The 22,451-nt window shown below is 64.1% G+C and carries 16 protein-coding genes; 13 read left to right on the top strand and 3 right to left on the bottom strand.

Going from position 1 to position 22,451, the window contains the following annotated elements; translation table 11 throughout:
- Nucleotides 1-13 precede the first annotated feature (13 nt).
- On the bottom strand, nt 14-778 hold the full coding sequence (locus tag ABVN20_RS16780) for a hypothetical protein (protein ID WP_368556826.1): 765 nt from the start codon (nt 776-778) through the stop codon (nt 14-16).
- 223 nt (nt 779-1,001) lie between these two features.
- On the opposite strand from ABVN20_RS16780, the gene cbiE reads away from it, so the two are divergent.
- The 8 genes from cbiE to ABVN20_RS16740 all read left to right on the top strand — a co-directional run bounded on the left by cbiE (nt 1,002) and on the right by ABVN20_RS16740 (nt 9,472).
- Nucleotides 1,002-2,213, top strand: a complete 1,212-nt coding sequence (cbiE, locus tag ABVN20_RS16775; RefSeq protein ID WP_368556825.1) for a precorrin-6y C5,15-methyltransferase (decarboxylating) subunit CbiE — start codon at nt 1,002-1,004, stop codon at nt 2,211-2,213.
- A complete protein-coding gene (locus tag ABVN20_RS16770; protein ID WP_368556824.1) occupies nt 2,206-3,303 on the top strand; it encodes a cobalt-precorrin-5B (C(1))-methyltransferase in 1,098 nt (365 codons plus the stop codon). The genes cbiE and ABVN20_RS16770 overlap by 8 nt, the downstream gene beginning before the upstream one ends.
- Nucleotides 3,300-4,010 carry a cobalt-precorrin-6A reductase gene (locus ABVN20_RS16765; protein ID WP_368556823.1) on the top strand — a complete coding sequence of 237 codons (711 nt, stop codon included), beginning with the start codon at nt 3,300-3,302 and terminating at the stop codon, nt 4,008-4,010. The genes ABVN20_RS16770 and ABVN20_RS16765 overlap by 4 nt, the downstream gene beginning before the upstream one ends.
- A gap of 257 nt (nt 4,011-4,267) precedes the next feature.
- Nucleotides 4,268-4,666, top strand: a complete 399-nt coding sequence (locus tag ABVN20_RS16760; protein ID WP_368556822.1) for a DUF2946 domain-containing protein — start codon at nt 4,268-4,270, stop codon at nt 4,664-4,666.
- Nucleotides 4,667-4,713: 47 nt separating this feature from the next.
- A complete protein-coding gene (locus ABVN20_RS16755) occupies nt 4,714-5,193 on the top strand; it encodes a copper chaperone PCu(A)C (protein ID WP_368556821.1) in 480 nt (159 codons plus the stop codon).
- Nucleotides 5,194-5,208: 15 nt separating this feature from the next.
- Nucleotides 5,209-5,658 (top strand): DUF2946 domain-containing protein, encoded by a 450-nt coding sequence (locus ABVN20_RS16750; protein ID WP_368556820.1) that lies wholly within the window; start codon nt 5,209-5,211, stop codon nt 5,656-5,658.
- Nucleotides 5,659-5,822: 164 nt separating this feature from the next.
- On the top strand, nt 5,823-7,940 hold the full coding sequence (locus ABVN20_RS16745; RefSeq protein ID WP_368556819.1) for a TonB-dependent copper receptor: 2,118 nt from the start codon (nt 5,823-5,825) through the stop codon (nt 7,938-7,940).
- 158 nt (nt 7,941-8,098) lie between these two features.
- Entirely contained in the window at nt 8,099-9,472 is a 1,374-nt protein-coding gene (locus tag ABVN20_RS16740; protein ID WP_368556818.1) for a PepSY-associated TM helix domain-containing protein, read from the top strand.
- A gap of 2,243 nt (nt 9,473-11,715) precedes the next feature.
- Here ABVN20_RS16740 and ABVN20_RS16735 read toward each other — a convergent pair.
- Nucleotides 11,716-15,543 carry a DUF4329 domain-containing protein gene (locus tag ABVN20_RS16735; RefSeq protein ID WP_368556817.1) on the bottom strand — a complete coding sequence of 1,276 codons (3,828 nt, stop codon included), beginning with the start codon at nt 15,541-15,543 and terminating at the stop codon, nt 11,716-11,718.
- A gap of 321 nt (nt 15,544-15,864) precedes the next feature.
- On the opposite strand from ABVN20_RS16735, the gene urtA reads away from it, so the two are divergent.
- The 5 genes from urtA (at nt 15,865) to urtE (ending at nt 21,617) form a co-directional block, all read left to right on the top strand.
- Nucleotides 15,865-17,130 carry an urea ABC transporter substrate-binding protein gene (gene urtA, locus ABVN20_RS16730; RefSeq protein ID WP_368556816.1) on the top strand — a complete coding sequence of 422 codons (1,266 nt, stop codon included), beginning with the start codon at nt 15,865-15,867 and terminating at the stop codon, nt 17,128-17,130.
- 172 nt (nt 17,131-17,302) lie between these two features.
- Nucleotides 17,303-18,805: an urea ABC transporter permease subunit UrtB gene (gene urtB / locus ABVN20_RS16725; protein WP_368556815.1), complete on the top strand. Its 1,503-nt coding sequence runs from the start codon at nt 17,303-17,305 to the stop codon at nt 18,803-18,805.
- Nucleotides 18,805-19,884 (top strand): urea ABC transporter permease subunit UrtC, encoded by a 1,080-nt coding sequence (urtC, locus tag ABVN20_RS16720; RefSeq protein ID WP_368556814.1) that lies wholly within the window; start codon nt 18,805-18,807, stop codon nt 19,882-19,884. Before urtB ends, urtC begins: the two co-directional genes overlap by 1 nt.
- Nucleotides 19,881-20,750, top strand: coding sequence for an urea ABC transporter ATP-binding protein UrtD (gene urtD, locus ABVN20_RS16715; protein ID WP_368556813.1), 870 nt, complete (start codon nt 19,881-19,883; stop codon nt 20,748-20,750). The genes urtC and urtD overlap by 4 nt, the downstream gene beginning before the upstream one ends.
- Before the next feature lie 168 nt (nt 20,751-20,918).
- Nucleotides 20,919-21,617 carry an urea ABC transporter ATP-binding subunit UrtE gene (gene urtE / locus ABVN20_RS16710; protein WP_368556812.1) on the top strand — a complete coding sequence of 233 codons (699 nt, stop codon included), beginning with the start codon at nt 20,919-20,921 and terminating at the stop codon, nt 21,615-21,617.
- 12 nt (nt 21,618-21,629) lie between these two features.
- Here urtE and ABVN20_RS16705 read toward each other — a convergent pair whose 3' ends face one another.
- Nucleotides 21,630-22,268, bottom strand: a complete 639-nt coding sequence (locus ABVN20_RS16705; protein ID WP_368556811.1) for a DUF4329 domain-containing protein — start codon at nt 22,266-22,268, stop codon at nt 21,630-21,632.
- Between the last annotated feature and the right edge of the window lie 183 nt (nt 22,269-22,451).

Below are 22,451 nucleotides of genomic sequence, written 5' to 3'. Positions count from 1 at the left end.
TGAAGCGCGAGGCCTACATTCGCAGCAGATACTCACGGCTGCGCTCGGTGATTTTCCCGCGCATCGCCACGGCCAGGCTGTCGAATCGGCGTCGATCGAGGGTGAAGGTCCCGTAGTGCTGAATCAGCGTGGTGTCATGGTCCTGCCACTTTATGAACAGAAATTGCCCCGGGCTGATCACACTGACATACCAGGCATGGATCAGCGTGAGCGTCAGGTTGCCCTCGCCATCGTAGGCGCAGGGCATGACTTGAAACTGCCGCCCCTGCCCTCTCGAGCTGGTCTTTTCCAGTGACGCACTGACTTGCAGGTTGCTCTTGAGCGACTCGAAGGCGTGTGCGGCGGCGTTGTACATGGGCGCGCTGGCCCGGGGCCTGAGGGTTTCGAGAATTTCCTTGCTGATCGGCTCGGACAACAACGTCTTGCGACTTTCCAGCATCACCGGACGCTGGTGAATCCAGCCCAGGTGCCAAAGCCCCAGGGTGAAATGCTGCAGCCATTCGTACCATTGGCTTTCCCGGTCATAACGGGTGTCGGTGTACTGCTCCAGATAAAGCGCGCAGTCCAGCGCGACCTGTTCATCGTCTTCGGACACCCTGGGGGCAACCGACACGATGGTACTGCCGGCCAGCGCGGCGCGACTTTGCGTGCCCTGCCTGCGCGGCTCGGTGAAGGTGCGGCGACCTTGCGTGGCCGCATCGGCGGCCAGCGGTTCGGCAAGCCCCAGAAACGCGCGGCTCTGCTCTTGAGGGGGAAACGCCGTAGTGGTTTCGAACATAAAAATTCCTTTTTCAATCGTCGGGTCGGTCAACTCCATTGTTAAACCGTCACTCACACTAATCAGATCCCCATGGGCGCAACAATCCTCGATGTACCTCAAGATATTTACCGTTGCCGACCGGCATCCCGTGGGCGTCCAGTCGGCAAACAGGGGGAAAAACCGCGGCGGCGCGGTATCATCCCGCCCGCGCCCGGTGGGTGGTTTTTTTCAAGGAGCAGGCATGACGCCCTGGCTGACAGTGATTGGCATCGGTGAAGACGGTTTCAAAGGCCTGGGCAAAAATGCCCGGCACGCGCTGCTGCGGGCCTCGCGGATCTTCGGCGGGCAGCGACATCTGGACCTGTTGCCGCCGTGCATTCGTGGCGCGCGCCAGACCTGGCCAAGCCCTTTTTCCCTGGAGCCGCTGCTGGCCCTGCGCGACGAACCGGTGTGCGTACTGGCCAGCGGCGATCCGATGTTCTTTGGTGTCGGCGCCAGCCTCGCCCGTCAATTGCCCCCTGAGCAAATGCTGATCCTGCCCGCACCCTCCTCCTGTTCGCTGGCCGCCGCGCGCATGGGCTGGCCGTTGCAGGACGTGGTCACGCTGTCGCTGGTGGCCCGTCCCCTGGCGGCGCTCAATGCACAGTTGTCCGGCGGCGTGCGCCTGCTGGTGCTCAGCAACGACGGCCACAGTCCGGCGGCAGTCGCGGCCCTGTTGCGCGAGCGCGGCTTCGGCCCCAGCCGCATGACCGTGCTGGAACATCTGGGTGGCCCGACCGAACGTCGCGTCGACGGCCTGGCTGAGGATTGGACCGACACACCGGTCGCCGACCTCAACCTGCTCGCCATCGACTGCATCGCCAGCGCCGACGCGCCGCGCCTGTCGCGGCTGGCCGGCCTGCCCGACTCGGCCTTCGAGCATGACGGCCAACTGACCAAGCGCGATGTGCGCGCCATCACCCTGGCGCGCCTGGCCCCGGTGCCTGGTGAGTTGCTGTGGGATGTCGGCGCGGGCAGTGGCTCGATCGGCATCGAATGGATGCGCGCCCACCCCAGTTGCCGGGCGCTGGCCATCGAAGCCAATAAAGGCCGCCAGGCCCTGATCGAACACAACCGCGACACCCTCGGCGTGCCCGGCCTGCAACTGATTCGCGGCAAGGCGCCGCAGGCCCTCGCCGGCCTGGAACGCCCGGACGCCATTTTCATCGGTGGCGGCGTCACCCGCGAGGGCGTGCTGGACGCCTGCTGGGCGCAGCTCAAACCCGGTGGCCGGCTGGTGGCCAACGCGGTGACGCTGCAAAGTGAAGTAACCCTGATGGCCTGGCGCGAGCGGCATGGCGGCGAGCTGACGCGTATTCACATCGCCCAGGCGCAACCGCTGGGCGACTTCGACACCTGGCGTCAGGCCCTGCCCATTACCCTGCTGGACGTGGTCAAACCCCTCGATGCGTGACGAAACCGCCGAACAACCCGCGCCCCTGCGCAGTGGCCTGACCACCGGCAGTTGCGCCACCGCCACCAGCCTGGCTGCCGCCCGGTTGCTGCTGGGTGGTACGAGCGCGGACGCCGTGGAGATCGTCCTGCCCAAGGGCAAGCGCGTGCAGATGCGCCTGGAGTTCTGCCGACAACTGGATGACGGCGCCGAGGCCGGCACGATCAAGGACGCCGGCGATGACCCGGACGTGACCCATGGCGCGCTGCTGTTCAGCCAGGTGCGCTTGCGCGCTGAACCGGGCATCACCTTCCGTGCCGGCCGTGGTGTCGGCACGGTCACCCGGCCCGGCCTGGTGCTGGCGGTCGGGGAACCGGCGATCAACCCGGTGCCGCGCAGAATGATCAGCGCGCACCTGACGGCGTTGGCCCAGGAGCGGGGTTATCCAGGCGGTTTCGAAGTCACGGTGAATGTCGAGGACGGCGAAGCCCTGGCCTTGAAAACCATGAACCCTCGGCTGGGCATTCTCGGCGGGCTGTCGATCCTCGGCACCAGCGGCATCGTCCGGCCGTTCTCCTGCTCGGCCTACATCGCCTCGATCCACCAGGGCATCGACGTGGCGAAAACCAATGGTTACCTGCACATCGCCGCCTGCACCGGCAATGCCAGCGAAGACACCATGCGCCGGGTGTACGACCTGCCGGAGATTGCCCTGATCGAGATGGGCGACTTCGTCGGCGCGGTGCTCAAGCACCTGCGCAAGGTGCCGGTGGAAAAGCTCAGCCTGTGCGGCGGTTTCGGCAAGATCAGCAAGCTGGCCGCCGGCCACATGGATCTGCACAGCCGGCATTCGAGCATCGACCTGCCGCAACTGGCCGAGTGGGCTGCGGCCGTGGGCGCCGATGCGCCGTTGCAGCAGGCGATTCGCGCAGCCAACACCAGCCAGCAAGCCCTGGCGATGGCCAGCGCAGCCGGTATCGCCCTGGGCGATGCGGTGTGCCAGCACGCCCTGGCATTCGCCCGCAGCGTGGTGCCGGCGCAGGTACAGATCGAAGTGTTCGCCATTGATCGCCAGGGTGGGATCGTCGGCCAGGCTGGAGTCATGCCATGAAACGTATCTTGCTGCTGGGCGGCGTCAGCGAAGCCCTGGCCATCGCCCGTACGCTGGGGCCGAATCACATCTACAGCCTGGCGGGTATCGGGCGGGTGCCCAACGACCTGGCCTGCCAGGTGCGTGTCGGTGGTTATGGCGGCGCCGAGGGCCTGGCGCGGTTCATTGCCGATGAAGGCATCGACCTGCTGCTGGACGCCACTCACCCCTACGCCGCACAGATCAGCCACAACGCGGCGCTGGCGGCGAAGGCAAGCGGCATTGCCTGCTGGGCCCTGCGGCGCCCGGCCTGGCAGGCACAGGCCGGTGATGACTGGCGTGAAGTCAGCGACTGGGCCGAGCTGATCCAGGCCCTGAAGCCGTTCCGCCGCCCGCTGTTCACCCTCGGCCGCGAGCCCCTGCAACACCTGGATGAAATTCCGCCGGAGCAATTCTGGACCTTACGCGCGCTGGACGTTTACCCTGCGACCCCACGCTGCGAAGTGATCGGCGCACGCGGACCGTTCCTGCTCGACGATGAGCGGCAATTGTTTGAGCGTCGACAGATTGATGTATTGGTCAGCAAGAACAGCGGCAGCACGGCCACCGAACCGAAACTGCAAGTCGCCCGTGAACGTGGGGTGCCAGTGCTGGTGTTGAAGCGGCCGGTGTTGCCGCAGGTGGATCGGGAGTTCAGCACGATTGCCGATGTATTCAATGCCCTGTAGGAGCGAGCATGCTCGCGATGGTGGCCCAGACACCGCTGGCATCCAGCCAGCCAGCGTTATCGTTGACGACCATCGCGAGCATGCTCGCTCCTACAGGTTCAGCGAAAGCTCCCACAGTGGCAATCGCCAAATCACAGCTATCATGTGGTTATGAGGTGCTGGCACTGCGACACCAAACCGCACGCGGTGTTTTTACTTATCGGCATTGATCAGGCTAAATAGCCGCGTCTGATCGCTCACCCAACCGGATTCGTCCCATGTCCCGACAACGGCTCGCAATTGCCTGGATAGCCTGCTTCGCAGTGCTGTTCAACCTGCTCGCCATGCCGATGACCGGAGCGATGGCGCAGGCGGCGAACGCCCCCGCCGAGCAGTTGATGTGGGGCAGTTTCTGCTCCTCCAGCGGCACCCGCATGGTGGCGATCTCGCTGGGCGATCTTGAGCAGAAGCCGTCGCAAGGCGAACAACACTCCAACATGCAGCACTGCTGGTGCTGTTCCGGCAGCGCACCGCTGGTCGCCTTGCCCGGCCATGTGCCGCAACTCTATTTCGCCCAGTTCGAGAGCAACCGCAGCCTGCCTGCCGCCACACTCGACAGCCCCACCCCGCGCCAGCAATGGCCCAGCCTCAACCCCCGTGCATCCCCTCTGGCGTGATTCCTTTTCGCAAACTGACTGCGTCGTGAATCATTCGGAGAACTGCCATGTTGAACAAACTCATCGTCCTGGCCGCGTTGCTGCTGCCTGCCTGCTTTGCCAATGCCCATGAATACAAGGTGGGCGATCTGGAAATCGCCCATCCCTGGTCACAGGAACTGCCGCCGAACGCACCGACGGTCGCCGCCTATTTCGTGATTCATAACACCGGCAAGGCGGCAGATACGCTGCTCAGCGTCGATTCGCCGATTGCCGGCGTCGCCGAACTGCATGAACACGTCATGCAAAACGACCTGATGAAAATGCAGCAGGTGCCCAAGGTGGAAATCCCGGCAGGCGGCACCGTGACCTTCGCGCCGATGGCCTATCATGTGATGTTGCTGGATCTGAAGGACCGCAGCCAACTGAGCGACGGCAAGCGTTTCCCGATGACGATGCACTTCGAAAAATCCGGTGACGTGACCGTCGAAGTCGCGGTGCAGAAAAAGGCGCCCGACGGCACACAGACCCACGTGCATAAACCGTAAGAGCCGAATACGCCCATGCGCACGCCTGGCACCCGGTTATCCACCGCCCGCCGTCAGTCCCGGGGACTGACTCGCGGCAGCTGGATCAGCCTGTTCGCCATGTTGATGATCTTCATCGGTCCGCTGATTTCCCAGTCGATGCCGATGGATCAACGCGCCGCCGCAATGACCATGAACATGTCGATGGACATGAGCATGGACATGTCGTCGATGGATCACGGCGACCATGGTGCGATGCCCGCCGCCGAGCATTGCCCGCCCAAGGCCAGCCACCATGCCATCTGGGAAAAGTGCGGCTATTGCAGCCTGCTGTTCAACTGCCCGGCCCTGACGGGCGGCCAGTCCTTCGTTGCCTTCGATGTACCGCTGACCAACACCTTCAGCACTCCCGCCACACGCCTGGGCCACGCCCGGTCCACCTTCTTCCCCGGCGCCCGCACCCGCGCGCCGCCCGTCGCCGCGTAAACACCCCGATATCACACGGTCCGAAGACAGCCAGAGCCTCCTGTGGGAGCGAGCCGGCTTGCGCTGCCGACGACGTCTCTTGACGCCGGGCGCACGCGAGCACGCCCACAGAACACGCGCAGGCTGCCGTCCGTATCGTTTACGACTGTTCGATGGAAATTGTCATGTCCAGGTTTTCTGCTGACTCACGCTTGAGCCCTGCCCAAGCTTCTTTTGCCCTGAACGCCACGCGCGTACGTTTCGGGCACGCCACCGCCATTCTCTGCGGCGCCTTGTTGACGCCCATGGTGCTGGCCGACGACCACGCCGGCCACGAAGAGGAACTGAGCCCGACGGTGATCACCGCCATCGCCCCCAGCTCGCCACTGACCGTCGTCACCAACCCCAAGGACCCGCGCCAACCGGTGCCGGCCAGCGACGGTGGCGACTACCTCAAGACCATCCCCGGCTTCGCCCTGGTGCGCAACGGCGGCACCAACGGCGACCCGGTGCTGCGCGGCATGTTCGGCTCGCGGCTGAACATCCTCACCAACGGCGGCGTGATGCTCGGCGCCTGCCCGGGGCGCATGGACGCCCCGACTTCGTACATTTCCCCGGAAACCTACGACAAGCTCACGGTGATCAAAGGCCCGCAAACCGTACTCTGGGGCCCGGGTTCGTCGGCCGGCACCATCCTGTTCGACCGTGAACCGGAAAGCTTCGGCGAGCTGGGTACGCGGGTCAACGCCAGCGTACTGGCGGGTTCCAACGGCCGCTTCGACAAGACCGTGGATGCCGCCGCCGGTGGCCCGTTGGGCTACGTGCGGGTGATCGGCAACACCGCCCAGGCCGATGACTATCGCGATGGCAACAACGACACCGTGGCCTCGCGTTACGACAAATGGAACGGCGATGTAGCGGTTGGCTGGACGCCGGACGCCGACACGCTGCTGGAACTCACCGCCGGCAAGGGCGATGGCGAAGCGCGCTACGCCGGGCGCGGCATGGACGGTGCGCAGTTCAAGCGCGAAAGCCTGGGCCTGCGTTTCGAGAAATCCAACATCGGCGACGTTTTGGACAAGCTCGAGGCGCAGGTCTACTACAACTACGCCGACCACGTGATGGACAACTACACCCTGCGCACGCCGTCGGGCACCGGGATGATGGCGGGGCCGATGGCTTCCAACGTCGATCGACGGACCCTCGGTGGCCGGATCAAGGCGACCTGGCGCTGGGCCGATGTACAGTTGATCAGCGGCATCGACGCGCAGACCAACGAACATCGGCAGCGCAGCAGCATGGGCATCGACACCTACAAGGATCTGCCGTACACCAAGGACGCCGACTTCCATAACTATGGCGTGTTCGGCGAACTGACCTGGTACGCCGCCGAGCGTGATCGCCTGATCAGCGGCGCCCGCCTGGACCGCGCCTCCGCCAAGGACTTCCGGCAGACCACCGGTTCCGGCATGTCCACCCGGGCCAACCCGACCGCCGACGACACCCGTGCCGACACCCTGCCGAGCGGGTTCGTGCGTTATGAGCACGACCTGGCCGACAGCCCGACCACCCTGTACGCCGGCCTCGGTCATACCCAGCGGTTCCCGGATTACTGGGAGCTGTTCTCGCCCAACTCCGGGCCGGCAGGTTCGGTGAATGCCTTCGACTCGATCAAACCGGAAAAAACCACCCAGTTCGATTTCGGCCTGCAATACAAGACCGACGACGTCGATGCCTGGGCTTCGGCTTATATCGGGCAGATCCGCGACTACATCCTGTTCAACTACACGCCGGGCATGATGGGCATGACGTCACAAGCCTCGAACATCGACGCGCGGATCATGGGCGGGGAGCTGGGCGCGGCCTACAAGCTGACCTCGAACTGGAAAGCCGATGCCACCCTGGCCTACGCCTGGGGCAAGAACAGCAGCGACGGCAAGGCACTGCCGCAGATGCCGCCACTGGATGCCCGATTCGGCCTCACCTACAGCGAAGACAACTGGAGCGCCGGCGCCCTGTGGCGCGTGGTCGCGGCGCAAAACCGCATCGACCAGAACAAGGGCAACGTGGTCGGCAAGGACTTCACCAAAACCCCGGGCTTTGGTGTGTTCTCGCTCAACGGCGCGTACCGCATCAACAAGAACTGGAAGGTCAGCAGCGGCGTCGACAACCTGTTCGGCAAGGCGTACGCCGAGCACCTGAACCTGGCGGGCAACGCCGGTTTCGGCTACCCGGCCAATGACCCGCAAGCCATCAAGGAACCGGGACGCACGTTCTGGACGAAGGTGGATATGAGTTTCTAAACCGTACCGCGCCACCCCTGTAGAAGCGAGCTTGCTCGCGATGGCGGCGTGTCAGCCACCATTGATATATCTGACACACCGTCATCGCGAGCAAGCTCGCTCCTACAGGGAACAAACCAGACAACTACAACAGTTCCACGCCAAGCGGAGCACAACCGATGAAACAGCCCAAAGTGAATTTCTACAACCTGGCCTGGCGCTGGCATTTCTATGCCGGTCTGTTCGTCGCGCCATTCATGGTGATGCTGGCCCTGACCGGCACCATCTACCTGTTCAAGCCGCAGCTCGATCCGTTGATGTACGGCAGCCTGCTGAACGTCCCGGCCGGGCATCACACGGTGGCGGCCGACGATTTGCTCAAGCGGGTCAAGGACGCCTACCCGCAGGCGGCGGTCAAACAGTACCTGCCGCCGGTCAGCGCCGAGCGCAGCGCGCAGTTCGTCGTGCAGAACGGCAGCACCGAGTTGAACGTGTTCGTCGACCCCTACCACGGCAACATCCTCGGCGAGCAGGATGCCAAGTGGAACCTGCAAGCCGTGGCGCGGGCGATTCATGGTGAGTTGATGATCGGCACGGTCGGTGACCGTCTGATCGAAATGGCCGCCGGCTGGGGTGTGGTGCTGGTGGTGTCCGGCCTGTTCCTGTGGTGGCCCCGTGGCCAGGCGGCCGGCATTCTGTGGCCGCGCCTGAGCAGCCGTGGCCGTGTGTTGTGGCGCGACCTGCATGCCGTCACCGGTTTCTGGGGCGCCTCGTTGCTGCTGGTGATGCTGCTCAGCGGCATGACCTGGACCGGCTTCTGGGGCAAGCAGTACGCGGAAGTGTGGAACAAGTTTCCCGATGCCATGTGGAACGACATGCCCAAGTCCGACCTCGAGGCCCGCAGCCTCAACACCGCTACTCGCCAGACCGTGCCATGGGCGATGGAAAACACGCCGATGCCGATGTCCGGCGACCATGCCGAACACATGAACCACGGCGCTGCCCACGCAGGCCCGGCGGCACCGACCATCCGCCTGCAGGACGTGCAGGACATCGCCGAACAACGCAAGGTCGAGCCGGGCTACAGCATCACCCTGCCGACCACCGACACCGGCGTGTTCACCATCGCGGTATTCGCCGACGACCCGCGCAACGACGCCACCCTGCATGTCGACCAGTACAGCGGCAAGGTCCTGGCCGACGTGCGCTGGGAGCAATACGGTCCGGTTGCCCGGGCGACCGAGCTGGGCGTGATGCTGCATGAAGGCAAGATGTTCGGCACCCTCAACCAGATCATCGTGTTGCTGATCTGCCTGATGATCCTGCTCAGCGCCGTCAGCGGCGTAGTGATCTGGTGGAAACGCCGGCCACAGGGCAAGTTCGGCGTACCGCCTCTGCGCCACGACCTGCCTACCTGGAAAACCGGCGTGGCGATCATGCTGGCCCTGGCCGTGGTGTTCCCGCTGGTGGGCGCTTCGCTGGTGGTGGTATGGCTGCTGGATCGCCTGCTGATGGCGCGGGTCAGCCGGCAGGTGGAGGCGGGTTCGGCCTGATTCGAACCCGCTGACCTGGAACATCTGTGGGAGCGAGCCTGCTCGCGATGAACCCAAGATCACCGAGGGGTGTCAGGCACCCCTCATTATCGTTGACGGTTATCGCGAGCAGGCTCGCTCCCACAGGGTTGGGGTGGATCAACTCGACCGGCGACTGATCTCTTGCAACCGCTTGGTCGTCACTCGCCCCCGCGGCCGCCAGAATTCGTCAGGCTCCAGGATGTCCAGGCGGCCGCTGCGGATCAGGGTGTCGAGCACCTTCGAGAGCTTCTGCGCCTCGCTCCAGCCGTCCAGCAGCACCCGCGATTCGGCGTCCAGGTAGCTGGGGCGATAGACCAACAAGGCGCCGTTGAGCGGGGTCAGGTAGTAACGGCTATTGGCAACGACCGCCGTCGCCAGCACCGCGATGCTCGCCCTGATTTCATTGTGGGCGATGAAGTTGCGCTGCAACGTGCGTTCGAACGCCAACGCTTCATCGTTCACCTTGTACAGCTGCTGCACGCCCATCACTTCGTAGCCCGCCGGGTAGCGTTTCGAGGGGCCGGGATTGCTGCGCGAGTAACCGGGGAACAACACCCCGATAAACAAGCGTCGAAACGCCGGCGAGTCATCCCGCAGGCCGACCGGCACGGTGGGGCCGGCATCCTCCAGCGGTTCGGTGGCGACAAAATTCAAGTGACCGTCGCGCAGGATCGCCGCCAACTGCGCCTTGCCGCGAGCCCGTTGCCAGGCCCAGCGCGCCGCATCGTCCGGGTGAGCACACAAGGGCCCCAGCGCCAGGCGCTCATCGGCCGCCGCAGGTTTTTCCACGATCTTGCCTGGCGACCACTTGGCCCCGACAGGCCCAGTCATTGCCCAGGTGGCACTCGGCACCAACACCTCCAACTGCCTACCGCCTGCAACCTTGCGAATGTAGTCGGCAGGGTTGTCATCGCCCTGCAACGACTGGACGTACGCCGTCATCGCAACATGGGTTTGCAGGTCGCGATCCCAGGCCGGCATTGAAAGCGAACCCTGGTACCTGAGCAACGCACCATCAGCGCACGACAGGTACAACGGCTGAAACCCGCTCAGCGTTCCCGCCGCGAACACCTTTACCGCCGACAACGCGGCCACCAGCACCGAGAGCGGAATAAAGCTGCGAAACACTTCGCTGCGCGGCAACTCGTCGGGCTGGCGGGCCGGTGCGCACAAGTACAGACCCTGCACCGAATAGCCACTGGGCAACTGCCCGCCAGGGAACACCCGCGCATGGGGAAACTTCAGGTCATCGGCGGTCACCGGCAAGCTGGTCACCGCATGGCCCAGGCGCGCTGAAACCAGCACCAGGCCAAAGCGCCACTGCTCGCGTTTGCCGGCCTGTTGATGGGCATGCCGCACGGCATCGTCTGCGTGGCAGAACGCCGGGCTCAACGCCCGATCGGCCACGGCAAAACGCACCGACTCGGGCGCCTGGTAACCCTGTTTCAGCGGTTGCCAGCCTTTGCCCAGCTTGAGCGCCGGCCCCCACAGGTTGCTACTTTGCACCACGTCAAGGCGACCTACGCCGACCAACTGCTCGACCAGCTCGACGGGGCTGCTCGCGCCACTGCGCATCCGCCGCTCGATCAGGTTGCTCCACGGGTCATGGGGGCTGTCACTGGACGCGGCGAGCTGGCTCTCCAACTCCGCCAGGCGAGTCGCCCTTGCGCTCTTTTGCGCCACGCTCAGCAAGTCGGCCTCCGGGTCCTGCAAGCTGAACGACAGGATCGAACCCTGCGCGCCGAGCAGGTATTCGTGGCTCCACAAATGCCCGGACGCCAGCGCCGTGGCCAGCACCGGGGTCGAGAAAAAATCTCGATAGACCCGCCGCGCGTCGCCCTGTATCAGGAAGGGCAACGGCGTCGCCACCCGGTTGCGATAGCGGGCGACGATTTTGCAACCGGAGGCCAACAGCTCCGGCGTGACCTCTTCATCGGGCAGTATCGACTTGGGATCAAAATCTTCGCTGACCACCGGCAGCGGCGCAGTGGCGACGAACAGCCCATCGCTGCGCTCGAGCACCAACCCGCCGTGAACCTGTTCGCGGTTCGCACCCAACTGCCGCTCGGCATAACGCACGGCATCGGCCTGCGCAGTGAATGCCGGGCTGAGGGGACGGCGGATGAATCCGGCAAAAGGCTGGAAATCCGCGCCCAGCCGCGAAGGCCCAGGCGTTCCCCAACAGTCGTTGCCCTCCAGCACCGTCAACCAGCTCTGGGCGATCACCCGGCTGACAAAATCCCTGGCCGACAATTGCCCGCTGGCCAGTTGCACGTGCACATCTTCGGCCTCCCCCGAAGGCTGGATCGCGGCATCGAACAAGGTCGTCGCAGTGGGCGCCTGGTATTTGAGCAGCGCCAGGTCCAGGGTCGACAGATAGATCGGCAAGCCGATTTTTTCCCCTGCGGTTCGCCAGCGATTGGCCTCGAAAAAGCCGTTGTACAAATCCGTTGAAGAGATGAAGTGCCGGCCCAGCCATTGCTCGGAGGGATGCAGATGCTGCGGCAAGCACTGCCGGGCGTAGAACAGACCGAACAGCTTGAACGAGGTGGGGTAGGAAAACGTCCCGGCCTCCTCGATACGAAACAGGCTGGCCTGGGAAAACAGCGGCTGGCGCTGGTTGGCCGGCACGGTTTCGCTGACCACGTATTGATCGGTTTGCGCATGCTTGAAGACAAAGGCAAAACAAGTCTGCTCCGGGCCCTGGCGTCGTACCCGCCGGTGCGCATCGCGAACCGCCGAATCCGCGTCGGCGAACACCGCACCGAACGCCACCTGCTCCGGCGTTTCGAAGGGGCGCGGTTCGGCGAACGCTTTCCAGTACTCGGCGACCATGCCGCGCGAACCCCACAGCTCATTGGCGAGCAACACCCGCAAACCGCCCGCCGCGGCCAGCTGCTTGACGATGTCCTCGGGCAACTGCGCCCCCGTCGCCAACGCCTCGGCCATCGGGCTGTTTTTTTCCCCGGTGTCACGTGCACCATCAGCTCTTTTTCTGCCGCCGAGCCACTGAGGTCGTAGGCGATCAGCGCGTCTTCAGCGCACGAAAGATAGGCGACCTGGGCCTGCGGACGATTCTGCAAGATCGCATGCAGGTCGGCGTCGCTGAACAATTGCGCGTCGATGCTCGTCTGCTCGCGGTTCCAGCCGTGGCGTTTCATGCGCTGCACGTCGTACCTCGACAACGCCAGGCGCGAGGCGTACACGCCGCGCAGCACATGCTGCTCGGGCAGGATCGGTTTGCCGGTGGCATCTGCGGGGTAGACAAAATCGGCGGCGAAGCGCCCGTCCTTGCCCACCACCCAGGGTTCGGTGGCCACGAACCGCCCGTCCTCGCGCTCCATGACATAACCGCAGAACTCATAGTCGCGCTGGTTGCCGATCTGCTCATGGACATACCGCGCTGCATCGTCCGCCGTGAGAAACCCCGGGCTCAGGCGCAGCTTCGGGTAGCGGGCGAACGGGAACCAGGACGTGCCCACGGCGCCCTCGACATCCCACAGCTTGCCGGTCTGGATCACCGCCAGCGCCCCCACCGCCGCCACTCGCCAGACGAAGGCCTCCGGGGTCAACGTGCCTTTCTCCAGTTCGCGTTGTTCATCGCCGTCAATGACAGCGCTGAACAAGCGGCCCTCCTGCATCGACCCGGAAAACTGGTAGCGCAACCGGGCGCCGTCGCGGGTGCTGAGGTACAGCGCCATACCTGCGGTCTTGTGCAGGCGGGCACTGCCAATGGCCGCGGAAAAATCGCTGGCCGAGATGAAGTTTTCGTACAGCCACCGTTGGGCGGGTATCAAGCTCGCGTCCGGCACGCTCTGGTAACAGATGCCCTGCAGGGCATAGCCAGCCGGCAGCGCCGGGAGGCCCCGTCTGTTGCCGGCAAAGGCTTGCAAGGCCTGGGTAAACGCGGCTTTGCCGGCGTCGATCACCAGCGGTTCAGTGACCACACTGTCGCCGCTCTTCAGGCTTTGCAGAATGAAGGCGACCTGGCCGACCGCCGGCTTTTCGCGCATCAGGTCATGCGCCCATTGCGCACCCACTTCGGTGTTGGGCAATACCCAGCTGAGCGCCGGCTGCACCGGACCATCAGCGACGAAGGGTTGGTAAGCCACCCAGTTACCCGGCACCTTGCCCACTGAGCCCTTCCACACACCGCTGGACTTGAGCACCGTCAACGCACCGAGCGCGACCAGTTTCTTCACCAGGGTTTCCGCCGTGGCATCGAAGCCGTCGAGCTGTTCGTCCATGACGCCAGTCTTGACCGCACCGTCGAGCAGCACGGCGAAATTGCGCTCCTGCTGCGAGCCGACCCGCACGTATTTGATCAGCGACTCGTCGGGGCCGCTGTTGTACAGCGTGGTGATGCCCTCGCGTCCGGACATCACCACTTCCAGATGTTGCAGGTTGGGCAGGCTGGTGTGCAGCGCGATGCGCTCGGCCGACCAATCCGGCTGCATGACCTTGAGCCGCGCGCGGATGTCCTCGGTGGCGTTGTACACCGCCGCATAACGATAGCCCGGCAGCTCGACCTTGCGCGTGGCGATCCCGCCGGCGAACGGCAGGCCCCAGTCCTTTTGCCAGACCTCGCCGTCGACGGGCGTGGTGGCGAAGAACTTGCCGTCGCGCTCGAGGATGTAGCCCAACTGGTCAATGTCGCGGCGGGTGTTCATCTGGTAATGCGCATGCCGTGCGGCATCATCGGCGGTGAGGAACGCCGGGCTCAGCGACTGGCGGATCCGTTCGAAGGGCTGCCAGTCCTGGCCGACCTGGCCGGCCTTGTCCCAGATGTTGCCCGCCTGCAGCACTTCAAGGCGCCCGGCCGCGGCCACCTGCAGGACAAACTCGTAGGGCGTCAGCACGCCTGCCTTGAGGGCCTTTTGCAGGGTTTCGCCGTTATCCGCCATCAGCGCCGTTTCTGCCGCGGAACCGGAGCAGGTGTAACGGAGCAACGCCTCGGTGGGCGTGCGTTTGTAGAGGGTCAAGCCACGCGATGCCGCTCGCAGCTCATCGCGCTGGCGTGACTGCGTGATCAGCGCCGCCAGTTCAGCCGGGGCGAAGAAATTCTTGTACAGCCAGTCCTGCTGCGCCGGGAGCTGCGCAGGCTTGGCGTGGGTCACCGCGTAGAACCCGTCGATGTAAAACCCCGCAGGCAAGCGCGGCCCGCCCTCGGCGCGACGGGGAAACTCGTCGAGCACGGCCGCAATCGAGGTGCGATCGCGCCAGGGGAACGTGGCCACGTATTCGTCGGTACCCTGCGCCTTGAGCACCGCCCCCATGAACTCGACGTGGGTGCTGGCGCTGTCGGCGTTCATGAACTTGTCGACCAGCCCCACAGGCTCATCGGCTATCGGCGTGCAGAATGGCTGCTCGGTCGGCACTCTCGCTGTGTTCACCGGCTGATGGACCACCCACTTGCCGACGAATTGCCCCCTGACGTTGCCCCATAGCTTGTTGGGTATCACCACACTCAGCGTCCCGGTATTCGCCAGTTCGTCGATGATTTCCTCGATGACCAGAAACGTCCCCGTGGGGCGATCATTCTTGATCTCGACGGCGAGCATGTCCTCTGCCGCCGAGCCGCTCGGTTCATATTTGAGCAGGCAGGTTTCCGAGCCCGACAGATAAAACGCCTTGGCAAAATCCCGATGGCGGATCATGAAGGCCTTCTCGACATCGGTGAAAAAATTCATCGCCACCTGGGCGCCGGCCTCGGGCAGGCCTGGGTATTTTTTCATCACCTGCGCCAGCACGTCGGGGTGCGAGTGATAGAGGCCATGGCAGCGGTAGCCGGCCGGGTGAAGGAAATTGCCCTGGGCATCCACTTTCAGTAGCCGGGTGAAATCCACGTACAGGTTGCCGCCAACCGGCGCCGTTGCAAAAAAGCGCCCGCTGGCGTCCTGCACGATCAGCCCGCCGTATTCCCTGTCACGCTTGTTGCCAATCGCCTCGTGGGCAAAACGCGCGGCGTCATCGGCGCTGATCATCGGCGGGCTGAGGGTGGTCAGCGTGAAGTCCTTGAGCGGCTTGCGCCTGGTGTGATCGTTTTCCATAACTTGCTCATCCGTGAAGCGTTCCCACAAAAGCCTTGGGGAATTCGCACAAGCCATGATCCACATTCGTCCCTCAAAGCTGCGGTACATATGTATGCGCAATGCAGAAAACCAGGCCGGCACCAGCGCAGCGCATGGCGTGCACCGGGGGCCTTTTTCGGCGCCAGCGTGGTGCACACGTCTTCATTCACACCCTCGGCAACCGCTCAAGCTCGGTCTTTTCAGAGTTGGGCACAGCCCTTGCTATGGCCCTTGCATAGTCAGTGTTCAGTAGTCCGCATAAGCCACCAGAAAAATTCATAAATTCATGGAGATCGCACAATGAAGCGTCGCAGTTTGATCAAGGCTTTCACCCTCTCGGCCAGCATCGCCGCGATGGGCATGACGTGGACGGTCCAGGCCGCCGAGACCATCAAGGTGGGGATTCTGCATTCGTTGTCCGGGACCATGGCGATCTCCGAGACCTCGCTCAAGGACATGGCGCTGATGACCATCGACGAGATCAACGCCAAGGGTGGCGTCAACGGCAAGCTGCTGGAACCGGTGGTGGTCGACCCGGCGTCGAACTGGCCGCTGTTCGCGGAAAAGGGCCGCCAGTTGCTGACCCAGGACAAGGTCGCGGTGGTGTTCGGTTGCTGGACTTCGGTGTCGCGCAAATCGGTGCTACCGGTGTTCGAAGAACTCAACGGCCTGCTGTTCTACCCGGTGCAATACGAAGGCGAAGAACTCTCGCCGAACGTGTTCTACACCGGCGCTGCGCCCAACCAGCAGGCGATCCCGGCCGTCGAATACCTGATGAGTGAAGAAGGCGGCGGCGCCAAGCGCTACTTCCTGCTGGGCACCGACTACGTCTACCCGCGTACCACCAACAAGATCCTGCGCTCGTTCCTGCACTCCAAGGGTGTGGCCGACAAGGACATCGAGGAGGTCTACACGCCGTTCGGCCACAGCGACTATCAAACCATCGTCGCCAACATCAAGAAGTTCTCGGCCGGCGGCAAGACGGCGGTCATCTCCACGGTCAACGGCGACTCCAACGTGCCGTTCTACAAGGAACTGGCCAACCAGGGCCTGAAGGCCACCGAAGTGCCGGTGGTGGCGTTCTCGGTAGGCGAAGAAGAACTGCGCGGCATCGACACCAAGCCGCTGGTGGGCAACCTCGCGGCGTGGAACTACTTCGAGTCGGTGGAGAACCCGGTGAACAAGAAGTTCGTCGATGACTGGAAGGCCTACGCGAAGAAACACAACCTGCCGGGCGCCGACAAGGCGGTGACCAACGACCCGATGGAAGCCACCTACGTGGGCATCCACATGTGGGCGCAGGCGGCGGAAAAAGCCAAGTCCACCGACGTCGACAAGGTCCGCGAAGCCCTCGCCGGCCAGACCTTCGCCGCACCGTCGGGCTACACCCTGACCATGGACAAGACCAACCACCACCTGCACAAGCCGGTGATGATCGGCGAGATCCAGGCCGACGGCCAGTTCAGCGTCGTCTGGCAAACCGAAGGCCCGATCCGCGCCCAGCCGTGGAGCCCGTTCATTCCGGGCAACGACAAGAAGCCGGAGTATGCGGTGAAGAGTAACTGAGTCACTGGGTGTGCGGGCTGGGCATTTCTCTCAGCCCCCACACAGTTCCCCCCTGTGGGAGCGAGCCTGCTCGCGATGGCGGAGCGTCAGCCTCCGCATCCTTGCCTGTCACACCGCTATCGCGAGCAGGCTCGCTCCCACATCAAGACTGCCCGCGTGAAGGCGACTGTTTATGCCCACTGCCCTCCATCGTTTACTCCTCGTCCTCGCGCTGTTGCTGCCCATGGCCGCACACGCCAGCGACACCGAAGACTTCGTATCCGCCAACCCCACCCGGCAAGCCCAACTGCTGGACACCTGGGCCGCACAACCGGACCCGGCGCGCATCGAATTGCTCAACGCCCTGCAACAAGGCGAACTGAGCGTCGATGGCCAGCCGAAAACCCTACGCCTGAACAACCGCCTGCGCGGGCTAATCGACACCGCGTTGGCCAGTCATCAACTGCTCGCTGCCGACGCGAAAATGCGCCTGGCCGCCGCGCAGCAATTGCAGAAAAGCGCCAAGCCGGCGCAATTGAAATTCCTCGGCCAGCAACTGGCCGGCGAACAGGACGAGGGCGTGCACGCCGCGCTGAGCCTGGCGCTGGCCAACCTGCAACTGGTCGATAGCGACCCGGCCGTGCGCCTCGCCGCGGTGCGCCTGCTCGGTGAAACCGGTGACCCGCTGGCCCGCACGCGCCTGGAAGGCCTGCTGCAAGGCGATGGCGAAACCGACGCGACGGTGCGCACCGCTGCCGAAACCAGCCTGGCCCAGGTCAAGCGCAAGCTGCTGGTCGGCGAAGTGCTCGGCCAGGCGTTCAGCGGCATGTCCCTGGGCTCGATTCTGCTGCTCGCGGCCCTGGGCCTGGCGATCACGTTCGGCCTGCTTGGGGTGATCAACATGGCCCACGGCGAGATGCTGATGCTCGGCGCCTACTCGACCTACGTGGTGCAGTTGCTGGTCTCGCGTGTCGCCCCGCAGGCCATCGAGTTCTACCCGTTGATCGCGCTGCCGGTGGCCTTTGCCGTCACCGCCGCCATCGGCATGGCGCTGGAGCGCACGGTGATTCGCCACCTCTACGGACGGCCACTGGAAACCCTGCTGGCCACCTGGGGCATCAGCCTGATGCTGATCCAACTGGTGCGCCTGCTGTTCGGCGCGCAGAACGTCGAAGTGGCCAACCCGGCGTGGCTGTCCGGCGGCATCCAGGTGCTGCCCAACCTGGTGCTGCCGTACAACCGCATCGTCATCATCGCCTTCGCGCTGTTCGTGGTGGTGCTCACCTGGCTGCTGCTGAACAGGACGCGCCTGGGCCTGAACGTGCGCGCCGTCACCCAGAACCGCAACATGGCCGCCTGCTGCGGCGTGCCCACCGGGCGCGTGGACATGCTCGCCTTCGGCCTCGGTTCCGGCATCGCCGGCCTCGGCGGAGTGGCGCTGAGCCAGATCGGCAACGTCGGCCCCGACCTTGGCCAGAGCTACATCATCGACTCGTTCCTGGTGGTGGTGCTGGGCGGGGTCGGCCAGTTGGCCGGCAGCGTGCTGGCGGCGTTCGGTCTGGGCATCGCCAACAAGATTCTCGAACCGCAGATCGGTGCGGTACTGGGCAAGATCCTCATCCTCGCGCTGATCATTCTGTTCATCCAGAAACGTCCGCAAGGCCTCTTCGCACTCAAAGGCAGGGTGATCGACTGATGAACCAGCCACTCATGCTCACGGCCACACAGAAGGCCGGCCCGAAAGTCACGATTGCCGTTGGCGCGGCGGTCCTCTTTGCCCTGCTGGCATTGCCGCTGCTGTCGCTGCTGCCGGCCGACAGTGCGCTGCACGTTTCGGCCTACACCCTGACGTTGGTCGGCAAAATCCTTTGCTACGCCATCGTCGCCCTGGCGCTGGACCTGGTGTGGGGCTATGCCGGCCTGCTGTCGTTGGGCCACGGCCTGTTCTTCGCCCTCGGCGGCTACGCGATGGGCATGTACCTGATGCGCCAGGCGGCGGGTGATGGCTTGCCGGCGTTCATGACCTTCCTGTCGTGGAGCGAATTGCCCTGGTACTGGGCCGGCACTTCAAGCTTTGCCTGGGCCCTGTGCCTGGTGGTGCTGGCGCCGGGTTTGCTGGCGCTGGTGTTCGGCTTCTTCGCCTTCCGCTCGCGGATCAAGGGCGTGTATTTCTCGATCATGACCCAGGCCCTGACCTTCGCCGGCATGCTGCTGTTCTTTCGCAACGAGACCGGCTTCGGGGGCAACAACGGGTTTACCAACTTCCGCACGATCCTCGGGTTTGGCATCACCGAACCGGGCACCCGCGCGGTGCTGTTTTTCGCCACGGTGCTGTTGCTGGTGGCGAGCCTGTTCATCGGCTGGCGCCTGGCGCAGAGCAAGTTCGGCCGGGTGCTCACCGCCCTGCGCGACGCGGAAAACCGCCTGATGTTCTGCGGCTACGACCCGCGGGGTTTCAAGCTGTTCGTCTGGGTGCTGAGCGCGGTGCTGTGTGGCCTGGCCGGCGCCCTGTATGTGCCGCAGGTGGGCATCATCAACCCCAGCGAAATGTCGCCGACCAACTCCATCGAAGCCGCCGTGTGGGTCGCGCTCGGCGGGCGCGGCACCTTGATCGGTCCACTGCTCGGCGCCGGTGTGGTCAACGGCATGAAGAGCTGGTTCACCGTGGCGTTCCCCGAATACTGGCTGTTCTTCCTCGGTGCGCTGTTCATCCTGGTGACCCTGTACCTGCCCAAGGGCGTGATCGGCCTGTTGAAAAAGCGAGGTGAACAATGAGAGTCACGGCCACCGCAGAATTCATGCTGGAACCGGCATTTTACCCTCCGCAACCGAACAAGGATCCCGGCAGCAGCCGCGAGGCCATCGGCCTCGGCCAGCGCGTCGGCCCGGGCCTGGATACGCGCCACGGCACCATCCTGACCCTGGAAGACATCAGCGTCAGCTTCGACGGTTTCAAGGCCCTCAACGACCTGACCCTGTACATCGGCGTCGGCGAACTGCGCTGCATCATCGGCCCCAACGGCGCGGGCAAGACCACGCTGATGGACGTGATCACCGGCAAGACCCGGCCCAGCCACGGCAAGGCCTGGTTCGGCGAAACCCTGGACCTGACGCAGATGAGCGAAGTGCAGATCGCCCAGGCCGGCATCGGTCGCAAGTTCCAGAAGCCGACGGTGTTCGAGGCCTTGAGCGTGTTCGAGAACCTGGAGCTGGCGCAGAAAACCGACAAGTCGGTGTGGGCCAGCCTGCGCGCACGCCTGAGCGGCGAGCAGAAGGATCGCATCGCCGAGGTGCTGGAGACCATTCGCCTGACCGCCTCGGTCAATCGCCCTGCCGGCTTGCTGTCCCACGGGCAGAAACAGTTCCTGGAAATCGGCATGTTGCTGATGCAGGACCCGCAACTGCTGCTGCTCGACGAACCGGTGGCGGGCATGACCGACGCCGAAACCGAATTCACCGCCGAACTGTTCAAGACCCTGGCGGGCAAGCACTCGCTGATGGTGGTGGAACACGACATGGGCTTCGTCGGCTCGATCGCCGACCACGTCACCGTGTTGCACCAGGGCAGCGTGCTGGCCGAGGGGTCGCTGGCGCAGGTGCAGGACAATGAGCGGGTGATCGAGGTTTATCTCGGTCGCTGAAATGTGCGAACACAGTCCCCTGTGTGAAATGCCCCCTTGTGGGAGCGAGCCTGCTCGCGATGGCGGAGTGTCAGCCTCCTCATCCTTGCCTGTCATACCGCTATCGCGAGCAGGCTCGCTCCCACAGGGGAGAAACTTCAAGCAGGAAGATCTGCGGAGAAACAAGACATGCTGCAAGTCGAAAAACTGCACCAGTACTACGGCGGTAGCCACATCCTGCGCGGCCTGACGTTCGAGGTGAAGGTCGGCGAAGTCACCTGCCTGCTCGGGCGCAACGGGGTGGGCAAGACCACCCTGCTCAAATGCCTGATGGGCCTGTTGCCGGCCAAGGAAGGTGCGGTGAGCTGGGAAGGCCAGCCGATCACCACGCTCAAGCCGCACCAGCGGGTGCACGCCGGCATCGCCTACGTACCTCAGGGCCGGGAAATCTTCGGGCGGCTGACCGTGGAAGAAAACCTGCTGATGGGCCTGTCGCGTTTTCCCGGCAGCCAGGCGAAAGAAGTCCCGGCGTTCATCTACGAGCTGTTCCCGGTGCTGCTGCAAATGAAACAGCGGCGCGGCGGCGACCTGTCCGGCGGCCAGCAACAGCAACTGGCCATCGGCCGCGCCCTGGCCAGCCACCCGCGTCTGCTGATCCTCGACGAGCCCACCGAGGGCATCCAGCCGTCGGTGATCAAGGAAATCGGCGCGGTAATCAAAAAGCTCGCAGCACGCGGCGACATGGCGATCCTGCTGGTGGAACAGTTCTACGACTTCGCCGCGGAACTGGCCGATCAGTACCTGGTGATGTCCCGTGGCGAGATCGTGCAACAGGGCCGCGGCGAACACATGGAAGCTGAAGGCGTGCGCGGGCTGGTGACGATTTGAACAACCACCAGGTCAGCCAGAAACAGGCTGGTAGGGCACCCAGTCAGCGGTGACGCGACCACGCAATCCATGCCAGACCGTGCCGGGTTCGAGGACACGAAACTGGCCGATGGCGACGATCCTCCTGACCCGGCTCTCCGGGGTCGAGCCCATTCGATAGGTAGGGCTGCGCCGGGCGTATTGAGGATCGATGGAATAGGCAATCAGCGAGCCGTAAGCACTGGAAATGTACTGCTGCTGCAAAACCGCCGATTGCCTGAACGACAGCGAAAGGTCGACCGTGGAGGGCAACGTGAGATGCAACCTGACCTGCTCCTCGCGGTAGTGAGGATACCTCCGGGCAACCTCGCGCTCGTGTTGCGGGTGACTGTGAAACAAGGCAACGCAGTGGTAACCCGGCGGGTGGATGATGGTCTGCGTGGTCCGTTCGAATGCCAGCAGGCGCTCGAAATCAAAGGCATCCACCTCATCCGCTATCGGGGTGGTGGCAAAGAATTGGCCATCGTCGCGGCGCAATATCAGCGCACCGTATTCTTTTTCAGTGCCTCGGTCGTGCCGATGCAGCCAATACGCTGCATCGTCCGCAGAAGCGCAAGGCGGGCTCAGAGCGGGCAGCACCGGCACACCGGCCGTGTCAGTGTTTGTGGTCATCGAAATACTCCAATCGGTAAGTCGCCACGAATAGGGGGAGCGCATGCGCCGATGTTGGTGCACAAACGTTCACGCCATGCGGTAGATAGATCTCACCCAAACACCCATTGGCACCAAGTTATTGCAGCCTATTGCGCATGCCGCCCCTTAATGGTGCGACACGATGCCCTGGTGACCATTGCG

It is taken from the genome of Pseudomonas sp. MYb118, assembly GCF_040947875.1.
Taxonomy (GTDB): domain Bacteria; phylum Pseudomonadota; class Gammaproteobacteria; order Pseudomonadales; family Pseudomonadaceae; genus Aquipseudomonas.
The sequence above is the reverse complement of the archived record's forward strand: the minus strand, read 5'-3'. Positions and strand labels throughout refer to the sequence as shown.